The following is a 15,897-nucleotide window of genomic DNA, read 5'->3' on the forward strand; positions in this document are numbered from 1 at the left end:
ATGGCTCCATTATACGCCTATTCCTTCCTGCAATCATTAACGCAAAACGCAAAAACCTCCGGCTTCTGCACTCCCTGTGCATGCAGGAGGTTTTTTTATGCTATTTTACAGGAACGGTCATTTCAAGCTCAGGAATGTAAAACTTCTGTCCATCCTTCCAGACGTAGGACTTGATTACAGTACTCTCCGGGATGGTTGCAAACGGCTCATACACATTGCTGGAAAATAAAGTATCATCTTCACCGGAGCCACCGCTGACACTTAGCATCGCAACCTCCCGTCCTTGTTCATCCAGTAAATCAAAGAAGATTGACAACACCCCATGATTCTTATATTTTTCCGGTATCGCTTCTTGAAAGGCCCTTACATCCTCTCCCGGTTCTCCCTTAAACTCTGCCAGCAGCAGGGTCGTGGTTTCGCTAACTTCCAGCCGCTTGAACCGCAAATGAATATGATCATGGATTTTTGTTTCCTCAGGAGTCAGAATGTAGCCTCCCACTGTATTCTTGCTGACCGGAAATTCAAACTCGAAAGGCTGCCCGATTCCCGGAACGGTAAATGACATTTTGAAATCAAACTCATCCGGTAGCCGCTGATTCTCTGTATTATTAAAGGCTGTAACGATAACGGAGTCAGGCGCATCCGGCCCTCCTGGAGCGATCCCCCCTCCGGTGATGACCTCAGCTCCATTGACATAAGAATCGATCCTATTCAACATGCCGGTCTCAGGATCGGGAACAGTCCACAAATCAGACAAGGGACCTTCCTCTCCAACCTTACCCGCTTGCTTTCTGGTAAGCACCAGGGACAACCGGCTTCCATCATACATCTGTTCCGACACGCTGAATGTCAAGCCGCCGTGCGTAACGCTCTGCTGAATGTCCCCCGTTACACCAGTCTCATTTGCTTTCTTAAGCCCGGCGTCGCCTGCCAGTTTGAACACACTTTCCAGGAACGGCAGTTGCTTCAAGGTCTCAGCCATTGCCGGTGACACGAACCCCAGGCTGATAATCAACACCATCCCTGCAGCCACAGAGGCAGCACTGATCATAACCCGGGTAAGCCAAGTGCGTTTTCTCCGGATCCTTGAGGTCTTCGCTGTTTCTGGAACCTTGGGATCTGTTTCTTCCATTTCACCGATTACCCGGTAGGTATCGTTCATACGGGCTTGTACGAGCTCCGGCAGCTCTGGAAGAGGCTCTTCCCTCAATCCTGCCAGCCTGCTCTCAAATTGCTGCTGATTCATCCGTTCATCTTCCTTTCCGCGGGCTCCGCCAGAGATTCATATAAGGTTTTCCTGGCCCTGTGCAATCTGGTTTTAACCGCACTCTCCGACAGCTCCAGCAGCCCGGCGATTTCCTGCAGCGTCACCCCCTGATAATAATGAAGAATGACAATGGTCCGTGAAATCTCCTCAAGACTGCTGACGGCATTACGGAGATCCATATCCTCCCCAAACGAAGACGATACCAGCAGGTGCTCTGGAGGTTCGGACATGACGACTACCCGATCCCGTCTGCGCAGAATCATATTGCATTCATTAATCAGAATACGAAATAGCCAAGTGTTGAAGAAAGCAGGCTCTTTCAACCCTGATAATGCTTTGTATGCTTTCATGACCGTCTCCTGCATAACATCCGCACTGTCTTCGTCATTCCTTACAATGGATTTGGCCATACTGTACATTTGCCGTTCCAGCCCCTTAACCAGTTGAATAAAAGCTTCACTGTCCCCTGCTTGCGCACGTCTAATCTGATCCTCTTGTCCGTTATTCAATCGATCCCCTCCTTTCGTTCAGAAAGCTGAAACTCTGCTTGTTGCTTCCATACAGCTGATTAGATGGAGCATAGGGCTGAAAGGTTACCTCTATGTATGAAATATTTTTTTGCCCTGGTTCTTCATAAACAGCAAAGAGCAAGCTCCACTGTCCCGGAAGCCTGCTCCTTTGCTGTTATTCAAGTCATGCCGAATCTTATAAATCTAATGTTTTCGGCTGATCCTCCGCTGATGCCGAAGAAAACGGCCACCAGTTCGCCCGGCCAAACATCCGTACCATAACAGGAACGAAAAATGGCAGGAAGACCAGTGCATAAAGAGCAAGACCGGCCAGAACTACAGTAGCAATCTGCATCATGGACAATACGCCGGAAGGATACATCGAGGCAAAGGTTCCGCCCAGGATCACTACAGCCGACAGAATGACTGTCCCCATATTGCGCATGGCATGCAGGATCGCTTCACGCACATCCCAGGTCTTGTTCTCATTAAAGCGGGCCATCAGGAAGATGCTGTAATCCACCCCAAGCGCAATCAGCATAACGAAGCTGAAGAATGGAGTAGTCCAGGTAATTCCGGAATAATTCAGCAGATTCACAAAGATGGCTTCCGTAATTCCCAGCGCCGTAAAGTAAGTGATAACGAGTGAAACAATCAGATAAATCGGCATGATAATCGATCGAAGCAGCAATACCAGAATGATGAAAATACCGCCCAACATCAGGATAACGGTTCGCGAGTAATCCTCATTGGAAATCTTCTGCAGATCGCTATAGGTGCTGGTCACTCCGCTGATCGCAATCTCCGCATTCTCCAGCTTCGTGCCCATCACAGCCCGGTCCACGGCAGCCTGAATGTCTCCAATGCTGTCAATCGCTTCGGAACTATATGGATTCTCGGCGAAAACAACATCCAGAGTCATAACCTTGCCGTCACCTGCCAGGTACGTATCAAAAATCTGCTGGATGCCCTCGGCTTCCAGCGCCTCAGACGGTACGAAGAATCCGCTCAGCTCATCATCCTTGGCCTCCTGAATTTGCCCCAGGTACGCTTGAGCGGAATTCAGCCCGCCAGTGATTTGCTTCAGGCCATCCGCACTATCGTTCAAACCGTCCGTAAGCTGGCCGATTTGTCCGGTAAGCTGTCCGAACCCGTCAGCAAGCTGCTGCTGTCCGCCTTGCAGCTGGTCGAGCCCGTTTGTGATCGAAGGAATTCGATCGACAATTTGGCCTTGCCCCGCCGCCGCTTGATTCAGGCCCGTCTGCAACTGGCCGATTCCGGCGACAAGCTTGCCCAGACCTTGTGCCAGCGCCGTTTGACCGGCAACGGCTTTGGCATATCCGGTGTTGGCCTTGTTCAGACCGGCAGCTGCAGCTTTTAGCTGCCCTGAAATCTGTCCAAGTCCTGCGGCAAGCTGGGCTGTACCCGTGCCGGTTTGCGTTACCGTTCCTTTAATCGTCTGGTAATCGACATCCTGCAAAAGATCAGGATGGCTGGCTTCCAGGCCCGTGAAGGAAGCATCCAGCCCGGTAAGTGCAGCAGCCACACCCTGGAGCTGGGTTTGCAGCCCTACAACTCCTCCGTCCAATGCGGTCAGCCCCGTGCCGATTTGCTTGTAGCCTGCCAGTAATGCAGCATTGGCGTCCGCAAGCTGCTCTGCGCTGGCCGCTGCCTGCGCCAAACCGGCTTTGATCTCACCGGCTCCCGCTGAGCCGCTTTTAATGCCGCTCTCTATACGTGATAGTCCTTCGCCCAGCGCGGCGATACCTTGTTTCAGCTCAGCTGTGCCCTCCGTCAGCTTCGCGCTGCCCGATACGGCCTCGTTCAACTTCGGCTCGTTATCACTTAACTGCTTGCTTGCTTCCGCAAGCCCCGTTTGAATCTTCGTGAGCCCTTCATTGCTCTGGTCCAGACCCTCTGACAGTGTAGCCACTTGAGTCGGGATCAGGAAGTCATTGATCTGTTCCCCCGTAGGACGCGACATACTGCGAACAGCTTTGACCCCGTCGACCTTTTCCAGCTCACGGCTGATTTTTTCAGCCAGACCCATATATTCAGCAGTATCCATACGGTCATCATTTTTGATGATAATTTTGCCGGGCATCGATTCTCCCGGCCCAAAGCTCTCAGAGATAATATTGAAGCCTTTAACCGATGCGTAGTTGGAGCCGATTTCGTCCATGCTGTTAAAGGACAGCTTGCCGCCATAAGTGACCAGGAACGGCACCACTACCGCAGCTACAATCAGCAGAGCAGCCCACGGTCTTTTTAAGGAGAAGGAACCAGCGGCCCCCCAGATGCGGCTTTCGCTGTGCTCCAGCTTTCCGCGGGATGGCCAGAACATCTTTTTGCCCAATACCGCCATAAAAAATGGAACGACAGTCACGAGCGCCAGCATCATCACGGCAATCCCAACGGCCACTGCAACCGCAGAACGGTACAGCATGAATTTGGACAACCCAATGGCCAGGAACCCTACAAATACCGCAAGACCGGAATAGAATACCGTTCCCCCCGCTTTGCGGTAGGTGGTGATAATCGCGCTTTTCGTGTCCTCGGAGGTCGCCAGCTCTTCCTTAAACCGGCTGATCAGCAGGATGCAGTAATCCGTCCCGATCCCGAACAGTACGGCCACCATAAAGATCTGCGTAAATGTGGATAACGGAAAATCAAACCGGTCCACCAGAAAAGCTACAACCGATTGCGATACAATATAGCTCAGTCCGACCGTAAGCAGCGGCACAAACGGCGCAACGAACGAACGGAATACAACGAACAGAATCAAGAGAATAAATACAACGGTAATATACTCCGATTTCTTAAGCCCTGCCTCTGAGCTGACAATGGTATCCTCCGTGATCAGTCCTTCGCTGGTCAGATAATGATCGGCTGTTACATCACTTAACAGGGCTGCTACTTTAGCGGGGAGCTCCTTGACCACTTCTTCTCCGCCTTTTACCGACAGTGCGACCATAATGGTCTTCCCGTCCTTCGCAATCAGCGTATCCTTTAATTCGGTTTGAGAAAAGGGGTCGGTAATGGAATCCAGCTTCAGCGATTCCTTGCTCGCCGTAAGCTGCTCAACGCCCTGCTTAATGCTTTCCGTATCTTCTGCGCTCAGTCCACCCGGCTTATTAAAAACAAGGGCAACCTGGTGCAGCGTCTCACCACCCTTGGCGTCGGCCACCTCTCTCATAATCTCAGCCGCTCTCGAAGAGGTGTAGCCATCCGGAACAGCAATCTGCCCCTTCTCGCGCACCAGATCCGACATCGCCGGCGCCGTCAAAAATAACACGACCGCCACAGCCAGCCAGACTGTAATTACAGCCCATCTAGCTTTCAGTATAGTCTTCAATTGTTTCTCCCTCCTGTTTCATGCATTAAAAAAGCAAGCTTCTCAAACATGGTAATAAATTTCTCAATGTCCTTTTCCTCAAAATCAAACAGATAGGGAGAGATCACTTCCTGAAACTGCTTCTCGGCGGTCTGATGCACACTCTTCCCATGCTCCGTGAGTGTCAGATATACCTGGCGGCGGTCATTCTCGTCACGGGTCCGCTGAATCAGTCCAGCTTCGTCCAGCCGGTTAATAATTGCCGTTATCGAACTCTTGCCTACCGCAACCGCCTCGGCCAGAAATGTGGAAGTACAAAGCTCCTGACTGTTTATCAGCCGGAGAATAATAAATTGGTCATTGGTCAGTCCTTCCGGAATCCGCTCCTTGACACGGGCGCTAATTTGCCTAGTCACCACCATGTATGCATCCAAATAGCGGTTGATCCAGTGTTCCGCCTCTTCTTTCAAGATTCAAACCTCCCACACTATTAATAGTTCACGTATGAAACTATTTCACAGTAAAACTATATGGTCTGCCGCCCAAAAAGTCAATATGTTCCTTTCCGTATTCCAGCAGCGGCTAATTTGCATTTTGCATAACAAAAACAGCCATTCCGCACGGTGACATGCGTAAATGGCTGTTTGCCGGAAGGAGGTGAGAATTCTCTATTTTCCCCTTAGCTTATTCTCGTTATTCTTCGTCTTCAGACTCCTCGACCTCATATACACAGCGGAACATTTCGATTCCTGCGGCATTTTCACCCAGGCTGTACACCATGAACCCAAGGCTGCGGTAGAAGTCAGCAGCAATTTCGTCCTCAGTTTCTGCCAGCAGGTAACGGGGCTGACGCGCAGTTAGCAGCTCAAGAATCATTCCGCGCGCATACCCTTTGCCCCTGTTCTCTGGCAGTACGGCGATATGGCGGATGTCCAGTGAGCCGTCTTCCGTTTCTTCAAAGCCTACCAGCCCCAGCAGCAGGCCTTCCTCTTCCCAGCCGCACAGCTGCAGTGCAGCCTGTGCGCTATATTCGGCTGAAGTGCGCTGCAGTGCATCCGGTTCATCAATAACAGCATAAGCCAGCAGCTCGTTCACCTCGGGAGAACCCACGAGATGCTTCAGATCTATCAGCATTTTTAAACCTCCTAAAAGTTTTGTGAGCATAGCTTCCTGATAAAACTTCGTACAAAACTCACTTCGAAAGCATACACTTAAGTTTTGTGAAACTTTAGTTTAAGGATTTACCCCATGCCAAATGAAGAAAAATATAGCCTATCCACACACCCAGCAAGTTAAGCAGCAGATCGTCAATATCAAAGCTGCCGACACGCAGCAGCATTTGCATGGATTCAAGCAGCAATATCCATAAAGCCATATGTAAGGTTAGCCCAAACATGGAATTAAGCCGCTTCTTCAGCAGCGGCAGCAGGAGGCCAAAGGGAATGAACACGGCGACGTTTCCCAGCAGATTCACCAGCCGGCCGGAGAAGGGCACCCCATTGTCCAAATCAAAATAGAGTTTTATGGTCCGCAGCGGCTCCAGATTATATTGCAGCGGTCCGTCCGGATGAACAACACGGCCAAAACCGATAAACATCCAGTACACAACGGCTGCACTATACAGAATTAGCAGCATCCAAGCCCATATCCGGCGCGGCTTCGGCTGAAGTTTTCCCCGGGCGGAACGGTTTACGGGTTTCTGCGTCTTACGTGGACTAGAGATTGCTTTCACCTTCCACTATTTCGATGCTGCCGTCGTTCTTGCCGATAATGGCCAGAGCGGCAATTCCAATGAACAAGCCGTGTTCAACAACGCCCGGAATGCCCTGCAGAGACATCGCAAGTTCAGGAGCAGAAGCAATCGCTTCAAACCGGCAGTCCGCAATGTAATTGCCGTTGTCTGTCTTGTACAATTCATCGCCGCTCCGCCGCAGCTCCGGCTTGCAGCCCAGCCTGGCTAGTTCAGCGACTGTCCATTCCCAGGCGAAGGGAACAATCTCAACAGGCAACGGAAACTTGCCCAGCGTTTCTACTGCTTTGCTCTCATCCGCCACCACAATCATGCGTGTGCTGCCCATGGCCACGATCTTTTCGCGTAGCAATGCACCGCCGCCGCCTTTGATCAGTTGAAGCCGGCCATCGAGTTCATCCGCTCCGTCAATCGTCAAATCCAGGTGGTCAACATCACCAAATGCAACCAGAGGAATGCCCAGCTCGCGGGCCTGCTCCTCCGAAGCACGTGAGGTAGCTACTGCGGTTATCTTAAGTCCTTGCTGCACTCGTTCCCCCAGCTTGCGGATGGCCCAATATGCGGTGGAACCTGTGCCGAGGCCAACCTTCATTCCATCTTCCACATACTCCACGGCTTTTTCCGCAGCCAGCTGCTTTACATTGATACTCATTTTAATACCTCCATAATATCCGTTATAATAATGAAATAGATTTACAATATAAAATTATCATCACCAGGAGGATTCCGGATGAGAACCGAAAATCAGATTCAGTCCAAAATCAATGAATTAACACTCCAACGCAGGTCTCTGGAGTCACGTTTGACACCACTGGCCGAAGACAGCCCGCAACGCGAAGCTCTAAACGCCCAGCTTACCCGGCTGGAGGATATGATGCTGATGCTGGAATGGGTGCTGAATGCCCCTGCAGGCAAATACCACGCTTGAACATCAGATTAGAAGAGTTCCTTACCGTAACATAAACTATCCGGATCGCCAATATAAGGTCCGAACAAATCAATCGGCCGATAGCCATGCTTCACGTAGAGTGCAATGGCTTCCGGCTGTTTGATGCCCGTCTCCAGCCGGATTTCCCGGCAGCCGGCACTAATGGCCTTTGCCTCAAGATCCAGCAGCATCTTGTTGGCTATTCCTTGCTTGCGGCTGCCCGGGTCCACATAGAAACGCTTGAGCTCCATCACCGCACTGTCCGGGTCAAGCGGGCGCAGCGCTCCGCAGCCGACCGGCTTCTCTCCTTGATAAGCTACCACGAAAGTCATCTCTTTTACCTTCGGATCGGTGAAATCCACAACGTAAATGGTCTCATGCGGATAGCGGGATTTCAGATCCTCATCCAGACGGTCAATTAACGAACGCAAATCCGCGTTCCCGGGATCAACTACAACAAAATTAACATCAGTTATAGACGTCATTACCGTCTCTCCTCCACTTCAACCATAGCGCAAGTCCAGCTATATATAATTTTTAAGCGTTTCCTCATATAATTCAGCGTTACCCTTCTAAAAGCAAATAAATGAGATCTCTTTCAGCGGCAGCAACCGGGAATCCTGGGCCACCACATACTCAATGACCGAATGAAGCGCAATTTCACAGGCCAACACTTTAGGAAAATTATAAACCCCGGTGCTGATGTTCGGAAACGCTATGCTCCGCGCACCCTTTGAGCACGCCAAGTCCAGGCTGCTGGCATAACATTTGGCCAAAGTATCGGCTTCCCCGGCGCCCCCGCCTTTCCAAATCGGCCCTACTGTATGTATAATGCCCAGCAAAGGCAGCCTGCCTGCACTCGTTAATGCCGCCTCACCAGGCAGACAGCCTCCCTGCTTCTGGCGGATTACCGCACATTCCTCAGCTATTCGTGTCCGGCAGCCCGGTGGATCGCTCCATCAACACCACCGCCTCCATAAAGGCCGGAATTGGATGAATTCACAATCATATCGCCCTGCCAGGACGTAATGTCACCTTCGCGGACAGATATCGCCACATCATTAATGATGATTTGCATGTTCGGCCTCCTCTCTCGCCGTAACCTCCAAGTTTCGAATCAGCTCTTTCTCTCCCCTGCGGTCCGCCTTCTCCGGAAAGGAAGCAAACACGACCCTTGCTCCTTCAATGGAAGCTTTGCGGATGTTGCTTCTCATCCAATTCTCCGCGTCGGTCAGAACCATCTCTCCCGTGCCGGCCGGTACACGGCATAAAGCGGAAGTCGTACCCTTTTCTCCCTTAGCGAGTTGTTCTCCCGGTCCAGAAAGCACGGTGAACTGAAATAACGGAACCGCCTCCGGCCGTTCTTCATGTTCTGCGAACGCTTGATTAACTACGGAGTACATCAGTGAACCGGTAGGAGCGGCAGATTCACTCGCCTCCCGGTCGGAGATCATCCGGCTGCTCTGGTAGGCAAGCAGTCCTGCAGCAAACAACAGAAACAACACGACGCCCCCAACTACAGTAATCATTTCTGTCACCCGCCATTCTGATGAAAATCAACAATACCGTTTCTATATTATCACGGAGAGAACATGCCCGGGAATGGTCAAAATGGGCTGAGTTTCTTTTTTCACAAGAAATCTTCATGATTAAAACGCCGCTCCTAACTGAAAGCGGTGTATATTCTATAAAGTTATTTTGAAATATTCATATTAACAGTTGAAACTTTCTGTGGCATGATCCATAATGAAGTTGTGCATACTGTTTGTCAATCCATAAGAAATCAAGGGAGGAAATTTACAATGAAGTTTTTCTTGGATACCGGAAATATTGAAGAAATTAAACGTATTACCCGCCTCGGTTTAGTGGATGGCGTGACGACGAATCCGTCACTGATCGCCAAAGAAGGCAGATTGTTCAAAGATGTAATCAAAGAAATCGTTGCTATTGTGCCTGGTCCTGTCAGCGCGGAAGTCATTGGCCTTACAGCAGAAGAAATGCTTAAGGAAGCCTATGAAATTGCTGAGTGGGCACCCAATGTCGTAATCAAGCTGCCTATGACCGAAGATGGTCTGGAAGCCTGCTACGAATTGACCAAAAAGGGCATCAAGACTAACGTTACCCTAGTATTCTCCGCGGCTCAAGGCCTCATGGCTGCCAAAGCCGGCGCTACCTATATCAGCCCGTTTGTCGGACGTCTGGACGATATCGGCGTAGACGGCATGAAATTGATCAAGGATCTGAAGACCATCCTGACCAACTACGGCCTGACTTCGGAAATTATCGCAGCCAGTATCCGCAACATCGCACATGTGGAGCAAGCGGCAATCGCCGGCGCGCACATTGCAACCATCCCGGGCTCCTTGCTGCCTTCCCTTTGGAAACACCCGCTTACAGATAACGGTATCGAACGCTTCCTGAAAGATTGGGAGAAAGTTCCGCAAGTATAATACAACTGCTGCTGTTAACATAAAGCACCTCGTGGAAATCTTATTGGATCATAATGGGTCCGATACATTTCTATGGGGTGTTTTTTGCGTCGGGTTGACTAATTTACTTGTCTTGATTATAGTTGTTATAACAAGTATTTTTAGAAAGGTTGATTCTTTTGTCTAATTCCTCTCCGCAGCAATTCCTCGGATTCTTGCTCGGGTCCACCCACCGGAGGATATCCAATGCATTTGCCCGGGTCTTGAAGCCTTACGATATTACCCCCGAACAATGGTCTGTCCTGTTAATGATTGTTGACCGTGAAGGCATTAACCAGAAGGAAGTTGCCGCTGCGGCAGCCAAAGATCAACCCACAACTGCGCGGATCGTGGAGCTGCTTCAGAAGAAAGGTTTTATTACAAAATCAACAAGTCCCAGCGACCGGCGGGCCTTTCTGCTGTATCCCACCCTTGAGGGGCAGACGCTGATCGAAAGCACAATCGCTCTGGAGCAGCAGACGATCCAAGCAGCGGTTGCCGGACTTTCGCCGGAAAAGATTGAAGAGCTTCGCGTTATGCTGGAGCAGATCTATCACAACACTGGAAATTCACACCAAGAATAGGAGCAATGGTATTGAACACAACATCTGATCGTCTCTGGACAAAATCGTTTATTCTGCTGACAATTTGCAACCTGCTGCTGTTTACAGGACTGCAAATGACACTTTCCACTCTCCCGGCCTATGCCGAAGAATCCTTGAACGCCTCTTCCGTGCAGGTTAGCCTGGTCACCAGCTTATTTGCGCTTAGCGCCATCGCTTCACGGCTGTTCTCGGCCAAGGCCATGGAGAAAGGCGGCCGCAACCTGCTGATCTTCCTCGGGCTGGCCGTATCCCTTGTAGCCGTCACCGGTTATTACTGGGCCGGAAGCATAACCGTACTGCTGCTTATGCGCATGCTCTTCGGGATCGGCTTCGGGATGGCCAGTACCGCCTTTCCGACAATGGCTTCGGACGTGATCCCGATTCGCCGGATGGGTGAAGGCATGGGCTATTTCGGCTTGTCGACAAGCCTGGCGATGTCTGCCGGTCCATTGATCGGTCTAAGCCTGCTGCAGGGTCCCGGTTTCGGCTCCTTGCTGCTCGTTACCGCGGCCGCACTGGCGCTAATCTTTCCGCTCGGCTACCGCCTGACAGCAGTGCTTCCGGGTCAGCACAAGGAACCCGCTGCGGTTCCGGCAGCGGATTTCAAAGGCGGGGCATTTCGCAGGCTGTTTATCCCATGCCTGCTGAACTTACTGCTGTCCGTGTCATACGGCGGACTGCTGGGCTTTCTCGCTCTTTACGGCAAAGAAGCCCATTTGGAACATATCGCCTATTTCTTTCTGTTTAATGCTGTTGCCATTGTTATCATTCGTCCATTGTCAGGCAAGATTTATGACCGTTTCGGCCCAGCTGCCCTGCTAATTCCCGGCAGCCTGTTCATCATCGGCGGATTGCTGCTGCTCTCCTTCGCCTCGTCGACAGCCGCCCTGTTCCCCGCTGCTTTATGCTATGGGATCGGGTTCGGATCCATGCAGCCTGCCCTGCAAACCTGGATGATTCAGTCCGTTGACACACGCCAGCGGGGAATGGCCAACGGCATGTTCTTCAACTCACTGGATCTTGGTGTAGCAATAGGCACGATGCTCCTCGGATCTGTTGCGTTGTATAACACGTATGCGGTCATGTACCGCTATTCTGCAATGGCTCCCGCACTTTTGCTTCTGGTCTATATTGCTTATCTCGCCATCAGACGGAGAAGCAACCGGACCACCGTTGCCTCTGCTTAATTTCTAGTCGGCCGTCAGCGAAATAAGAGAAGTACAACTACCGGGCGCGCTGCGGCCAGATCTGTGGTATCCGTTCGGACAATCTTTTTGTACCCGATTCGCCCTTTTCCCCTTTTTCTCCTTTGCTGGGCGTCACGGCGAACAATGTCAACAGTCCGCCGATTGCCCCCACTCCGGCCATCGTACCAAACAGCACCCAGTGCCCCCGTGTCATCAGCAGCGATACCACCGGCGGTCCCAGCGACACGCCGATGAATCGCATACTGCTGTAAAGGGAGGTGATAGTGCCCCGCTTTTCCTGCTTAATCCCTTCAGTAATCAGCGCATCGAGACATGGCAACGCTGCGCCAATTCCAATCCCGCCCAGACTAAGGAACCCAATGATCATATAAATACTTTTACTGAATCCGGCAATAACCATCGCCGCTGTCAACAAAACCATCCCGCTGAAGCCCAGCCATTTCATCATTGACTTGTTCCGCCCGATGATCTTGCCGCCGCCAAAGGAGGATAGACACAGCAGCGCCAGCGGAATAGCCAATACAAAACCTTTCATGGCACCATGAAGGTTGTATTTCGCCTCAAGTGTCTCCGATAAATAAAAGAGAACACCAAAGGTTACGAACATGCAAATGCCGCCGATAGCAAAGATGGCATACAGCCAGCGCCCGTGCTGGCGTAAACTATCCGCAATGCCCGATAAAAACTGCCGGACGGATGTCTTCTCGGCCTCTTCCTGCTCTTCTGGCTTGCGGACCAGAAATAAGACAAGCAGAAACGAGATCACACATAGTACCGGAATGGCAATAAAAGGTGCATACCAGAGCAGCAACCCTAAATAAGCACCGAGAATCGGGCTAAGCACCTTGCCGAAAGTATTTGAGGTCTCGATAAGTCCCAGACTTTTACTGACCACCTTTTCATCCTTGAACAAATCGCCAACAAAGGGAAGCACAATCGGAAAAGCTCCGGCTGCGCCAATACCCTGCAGCACACGCCCGCCAAGAATGATCCAGTAAGCGGTCAGCCCCTCTGTGAACCAGGCAGCAGCAACACAAACCGCTCCTCCGGCCGCAGCAATGAGCAGACTCGGTAGAATAACCTTTTTCCGCCCATAACGATCAGACAGATAACCCGCCACCGGAATCATCAGAATGGCCATCAGTCCGTATAGTGTGATCAGCATACTAACCTGAAATGAGCTGATCTTCAGCTCCCGGGAGATTTGCGGCAGAATCGGCAGCAGCATGGAGTTGCCTAGCGTCATAATAAGCGGAATGGAAGCCAGAGCTGCCAGATCCCATTTTCTGTCCTTCATGGATTGACCACCTTTGTTATCGTTACAATCTCCTTTATTGTGGTTTATTAGCTGACCCGGTATGCATCCCAGCAAAAAAAGCCGTTCCCGCATCAGGTGCGAAAACGGCCAATATAATGTTATTCAGCTCACAGCGAACCGGCGGTTACAGACTCGCGCACGGCGGCCGGAAGGAAATGGTTGGGCGCTCCCAGGCTATAGATGTGCAGCAAATGCATCGCCCGGGTACAAGCGGTATAAAACAGCTTCCGTTCGCTCTCCCTGCCATATCTCTCCGCTGAGCCGTCATAAATAATCACTGCATCAAATTCCACGCCCTTGGCTAAGTATGCGGGCAGCACCAGAGTCCCTTTTTGAAAATTAGGCGTCTCCTTTGTCACAAGTCTTACCGGCAGCCTGTTTTGCAGCTCGGCATGTACACGTGCGCTTTCCTCCGCCGTTTTGCAGATAACTGCCACATAGTGATAGCCCTCCGCATGGAGATTAAGAATATCCTGCTCAACCGAGGCAAGCAGCTGCGGCTCACTTTCGACAACGGTAAGCTGTGGCGCTTCCCCGCTGCGGTTGAATGGAACGATCCGCTCGCCCCCTGGAATCATCGCCCGTGTGAACTCAACAATTTCATACGTCGAACGATAGCTGCGGGTTAGAGAAATCACCTCGGTATTCTCCTCGCCGTAAATGCTCACCAGTCCTGCCAGGTCGCCAAGCACCTCGCCCTGGGCATAAATCGCCTGATTCAGGTCCCCAAGCACCGTCATCTTGGCCCGCGGAAACAGGCGGCGCATAAATTCCAGCTGGAACGGAGAATAATCCTGCACTTCATCCACAATAACATGCCGAATTAGCGTATTGGTCCGGAAGCCCTGGCTCAGCTCCTTTAAATATAGAAACGGCGTTGCATCCTCATACGCCAGCTCGTTGGCCCCTATAGATTGCAGCGTTTGTCTGCAAATCTCATCCCAAACCTCCGGCAAAGTGTTGCTGTTGTTGAGGGTTTCCATTAGCTCCCGGTCAGTAAACAACCGGCTGTACAGCCCTTTAACATCGACAAACCGCCCCCGCTTGGTCCATCCGCGCAGCGGCTTCAGCCGCTGGCTGACGATATACCGGGCGAGCAGGCTTTTTTCGGTATCAAAATCATCAAAGCTCTCATTATGGCCGCCACCCTTGCGCCGCATCATCTGGTAAGCACGTTGATATTCACTGGAATCCAGCAGCTCAATCTGGTCTTCGACCCATTGGGCACTCCGCTCCTCCATGCTGAACGCAGCAATCTTCTTGAGCAGCCAGCCTGTCATCAGATCAATCCGGTTCGCCAGCTTGATATTGGAATCATAGCTGTAGAACTGCTGCTCCATCTCATCTTTTCCAACGATCGCCCGGCCCTGGAACATCAGCGGCTTAAATTGCATGCTTTCATGCTCCAGCAGATTCACATAACGGCGGATGGCATCCAGAAAAGTTACTGATGATTTATACCCGATTCCTTCTCTGCGCACTGAGGCTTCCGGTCCGTCAGGTGTATTCAGCAAACTTTCCGTCTGGCTGAAGACATCCTCCAGTTGAAATTCGTAGCCCAGCCGGTGCTCCAGATACATCTGGAACGTTGTCTGCTGCATATTTTCTTCTCCAAGCTCCGGAAGAACTGTGGAGACATAACTGTTGAACAGCGGATTGGGTGAGAACAGCAGCATTTGATCGGCTTGCAGCACCTCGCGGTATTTATAGAGCAGATAGGCGACCCGCTGCAGGGCTGCTGAGGTTTTACCGCTTCCGGCAGCACCCTGGACAACCAGCATCCGGCTTTTGTCGTTGCGGATTACCGCATTCTGTTCCTTCTGAATCGTGGCTACAATGCTCTTCATCCGGTCGTCCGCGCTGTGGCTTAGCACCTGTTGAAGCAATTCATCCCCGATGGTTACTCCGGTATCAAACATCACTTCGATGACCCCGTCATCAATTACGAACTGCCGTTTCAGTTCCATCGTACCGCTCACGAGTCCTCCAGGTGTATCATAGGCCGCCGGACCTGGCGCTCCGTCATAATACAGACTTGAGATTGGGGCCCGCCAGTCATAAATCAGGAAGGTGCCGTTATCCTCCATGAGGGAACCAATTCCGAGATAGATCTTCTCTACCTCTCCATCCGGAGTCTCAGAGAAATCAATCCGTCCAAAATAGGGAGACACCACAAGCTTTTTATATTTTTTGAGCGCTTTGCTTGACTGCAGATGATGGCGCTCGCGTTCATTTAATATTTGTGCCTGCTGCCGCAGACTGGTTGAAGTCTCGCCCAGATCATCCGGGCTGCTAAAGTTAACCGTGACCTCTTCCCAGAAATCTTTGCGCATGTCCACAACATCGCTGCGGTGCAGACCCAGCTCTTCAGACAACTGCCGGATATGGCTCTTAAGAAGCTTCGTTATACCTGTTACCCGCTCCTGCTCCTCTTTCCACTCGCTATCATGTTTCTCCACTACATTTCATCCCCTTTGGAAGGTTGACATTTATTTTTACCCATGGTATAT

Annotated in this window: 15 protein-coding genes and 1 pseudogene; 4 read left to right on the forward strand and 12 right to left on the reverse strand. The window is 51.2% G+C overall.

Features of this window, described 5'->3' with window-relative positions; translation table 11 throughout:
- Positions 1–100: 100 nt before the first annotated feature.
- The 7 genes from ACQ76X_RS12055 to rpiA all read right to left on the reverse strand — a co-directional run bounded on the left by ACQ76X_RS12055 (position 101) and on the right by rpiA (position 7,506).
- On the reverse strand, positions 101–1,246 hold the full coding sequence (locus ACQ76X_RS12055) for a DUF4179 domain-containing protein (protein ID WP_438494049.1): 1,146 nt from the start codon (positions 1,244–1,246) through the stop codon (positions 101–103).
- Entirely contained in the window at positions 1,243–1,776 is a 534-nt protein-coding gene (locus ACQ76X_RS12060) for a sigma-70 family RNA polymerase sigma factor (protein ID WP_438494051.1), read from the reverse strand. The genes ACQ76X_RS12055 and ACQ76X_RS12060 overlap by 4 nt, the downstream gene beginning before the upstream one ends.
- Before the next feature lie 196 nt (positions 1,777–1,972).
- Positions 1,973–5,131 (reverse strand): MMPL family transporter, encoded by a 3,159-nt coding sequence (locus ACQ76X_RS12065; protein ID WP_438494053.1) that lies wholly within the window; start codon positions 5,129–5,131, stop codon positions 1,973–1,975.
- Positions 5,128–5,580, reverse strand: coding sequence for a MarR family winged helix-turn-helix transcriptional regulator (locus tag ACQ76X_RS12070; protein WP_438494055.1), 453 nt, complete (start codon positions 5,578–5,580; stop codon positions 5,128–5,130). The genes ACQ76X_RS12065 and ACQ76X_RS12070 overlap by 4 nt, the downstream gene beginning before the upstream one ends.
- 223 nt (positions 5,581–5,803) lie before the next feature.
- The gene (locus ACQ76X_RS12075) at positions 5,804–6,244 is read right to left on the reverse strand and encodes a GNAT family N-acetyltransferase (RefSeq protein WP_038590727.1); all 441 of its coding nucleotides are present in this window, start codon (positions 6,242–6,244) and stop codon (positions 5,804–5,806) included.
- Between the two features lie 94 nt (positions 6,245–6,338).
- A complete protein-coding gene (locus tag ACQ76X_RS12080) occupies positions 6,339–6,746 on the reverse strand; it encodes a VanZ family protein (RefSeq protein WP_076111346.1) in 408 nt (135 codons plus the stop codon).
- 79 nt (positions 6,747–6,825) lie between these two features.
- Positions 6,826–7,506, reverse strand: a complete 681-nt coding sequence (gene rpiA, locus ACQ76X_RS12085; protein WP_438494180.1) for a ribose-5-phosphate isomerase RpiA — start codon at positions 7,504–7,506, stop codon at positions 6,826–6,828.
- 84 nt (positions 7,507–7,590) lie between these two features.
- Here rpiA and ACQ76X_RS12090 point away from each other — a divergent pair, with 84 nt between their 5' ends.
- The gene (locus ACQ76X_RS12090) at positions 7,591–7,788 is read left to right on the forward strand and encodes a hypothetical protein (RefSeq protein ID WP_438494057.1); all 198 of its coding nucleotides are present in this window, start codon (positions 7,591–7,593) and stop codon (positions 7,786–7,788) included.
- A gap of 8 nt (positions 7,789–7,796) precedes the next feature.
- Here the strand turns inward: ACQ76X_RS12090 and ACQ76X_RS12095 are convergent, their stop codons facing one another.
- The 3 genes and pseudogenes from ACQ76X_RS12095 to ACQ76X_RS12105 form a co-directional block, all read right to left on the reverse strand.
- Positions 7,797–8,273, reverse strand: coding sequence for a GNAT family N-acetyltransferase (locus ACQ76X_RS12095; protein WP_438494059.1), 477 nt, complete (start codon positions 8,271–8,273; stop codon positions 7,797–7,799).
- Between the two features lie 87 nt (positions 8,274–8,360).
- Positions 8,361–8,845, reverse strand: a pseudogene (locus tag ACQ76X_RS12100) (macro domain-containing protein).
- Positions 8,846–8,849: 4 nt separating this feature from the next.
- Entirely contained in the window at positions 8,850–9,317 is a 468-nt protein-coding gene (locus ACQ76X_RS12105; protein ID WP_438494061.1) for a hypothetical protein, read from the reverse strand.
- Between the two features lie 273 nt (positions 9,318–9,590).
- On the opposite strand from ACQ76X_RS12105, the gene fsa reads away from it, so the two are divergent.
- From fsa to ACQ76X_RS12120, 3 genes are all read left to right on the forward strand, one after another.
- Positions 9,591–10,238, forward strand: a complete 648-nt coding sequence (fsa, locus tag ACQ76X_RS12110; protein ID WP_038590710.1) for a fructose-6-phosphate aldolase — start codon at positions 9,591–9,593, stop codon at positions 10,236–10,238.
- A 158-nt stretch (positions 10,239–10,396) separates the two neighbouring features.
- Complete coding sequence (locus ACQ76X_RS12115; RefSeq protein WP_438494063.1) at positions 10,397–10,840, forward strand: MarR family winged helix-turn-helix transcriptional regulator; 444 nt, start codon at positions 10,397–10,399, stop codon at positions 10,838–10,840.
- A gap of 5 nt (positions 10,841–10,845) precedes the next feature.
- The gene (locus ACQ76X_RS12120) at positions 10,846–12,048 is read left to right on the forward strand and encodes an MFS transporter (protein ID WP_438494065.1); all 1,203 of its coding nucleotides are present in this window, start codon (positions 10,846–10,848) and stop codon (positions 12,046–12,048) included.
- Between the two features lie 37 nt (positions 12,049–12,085).
- Here the strand turns inward: ACQ76X_RS12120 and ACQ76X_RS12125 are convergent, their stop codons facing one another.
- Both ACQ76X_RS12125 and helD read right to left on the reverse strand, forming a co-directional pair.
- Entirely contained in the window at positions 12,086–13,366 is a 1,281-nt protein-coding gene (locus ACQ76X_RS12125; RefSeq protein ID WP_438494067.1) for an MFS transporter, read from the reverse strand.
- A 128-nt stretch (positions 13,367–13,494) separates the two neighbouring features.
- Complete coding sequence (gene helD / locus ACQ76X_RS12130; RefSeq protein WP_438494069.1) at positions 13,495–15,846, reverse strand: RNA polymerase recycling motor HelD; 2,352 nt, start codon at positions 15,844–15,846, stop codon at positions 13,495–13,497.
- Positions 15,847–15,897: the final 51 nt, after the last annotated feature.

This window comes from Paenibacillus sp. IHBB 3054, assembly GCF_051594305.1.
Lineage (GTDB): Bacteria > Bacillota > Bacilli > Paenibacillales > Paenibacillaceae > Paenibacillus_AQ.

What these genes read in the sequence shown, in the direction of transcription:
- ACQ76X_RS12055 (WP_438494049.1), bottom strand. Translation starts at nt 1,246, where the DNA reads ATGAATCAGCAGCAATTTGAGAGCAGGCTGGCAGGATTGAGGGAAGAG.
- ACQ76X_RS12075 (WP_038590727.1), bottom strand. Translation starts at nt 6,244, where the DNA reads ATGCTGATAGATCTGAAGCATCTCGTGGGTTCTCCCGAGGTGAACGAG.
- ACQ76X_RS12080 (WP_076111346.1), bottom strand. Translation starts at nt 6,746, where the DNA reads ATGCTGCTAATTCTGTATAGTGCAGCCGTTGTGTACTGGATGTTTATC.
- ACQ76X_RS12090 (WP_438494057.1), top strand. Translation starts at nt 7,591, where the DNA reads ATGAGAACCGAAAATCAGATTCAGTCCAAAATCAATGAATTAACACTC.
- ACQ76X_RS12095 (WP_438494059.1), bottom strand. Translation starts at nt 8,273, where the DNA reads ATGACGTCTATAACTGATGTTAATTTTGTTGTAGTTGATCCCGGGAAC.
- ACQ76X_RS12105 (WP_438494061.1), bottom strand. Translation starts at nt 9,317, where the DNA reads ATGATTACTGTAGTTGGGGGCGTCGTGTTGTTTCTGTTGTTTGCTGCA.
- fsa (WP_038590710.1), top strand. Translation starts at nt 9,591, where the DNA reads ATGAAGTTTTTCTTGGATACCGGAAATATTGAAGAAATTAAACGTATT.
- ACQ76X_RS12120 (WP_438494065.1), top strand. Translation starts at nt 10,846, where the DNA reads ATGGTATTGAACACAACATCTGATCGTCTCTGGACAAAATCGTTTATT.
- ACQ76X_RS12125 (WP_438494067.1), bottom strand. Translation starts at nt 13,366, where the DNA reads ATGAAGGACAGAAAATGGGATCTGGCAGCTCTGGCTTCCATTCCGCTT.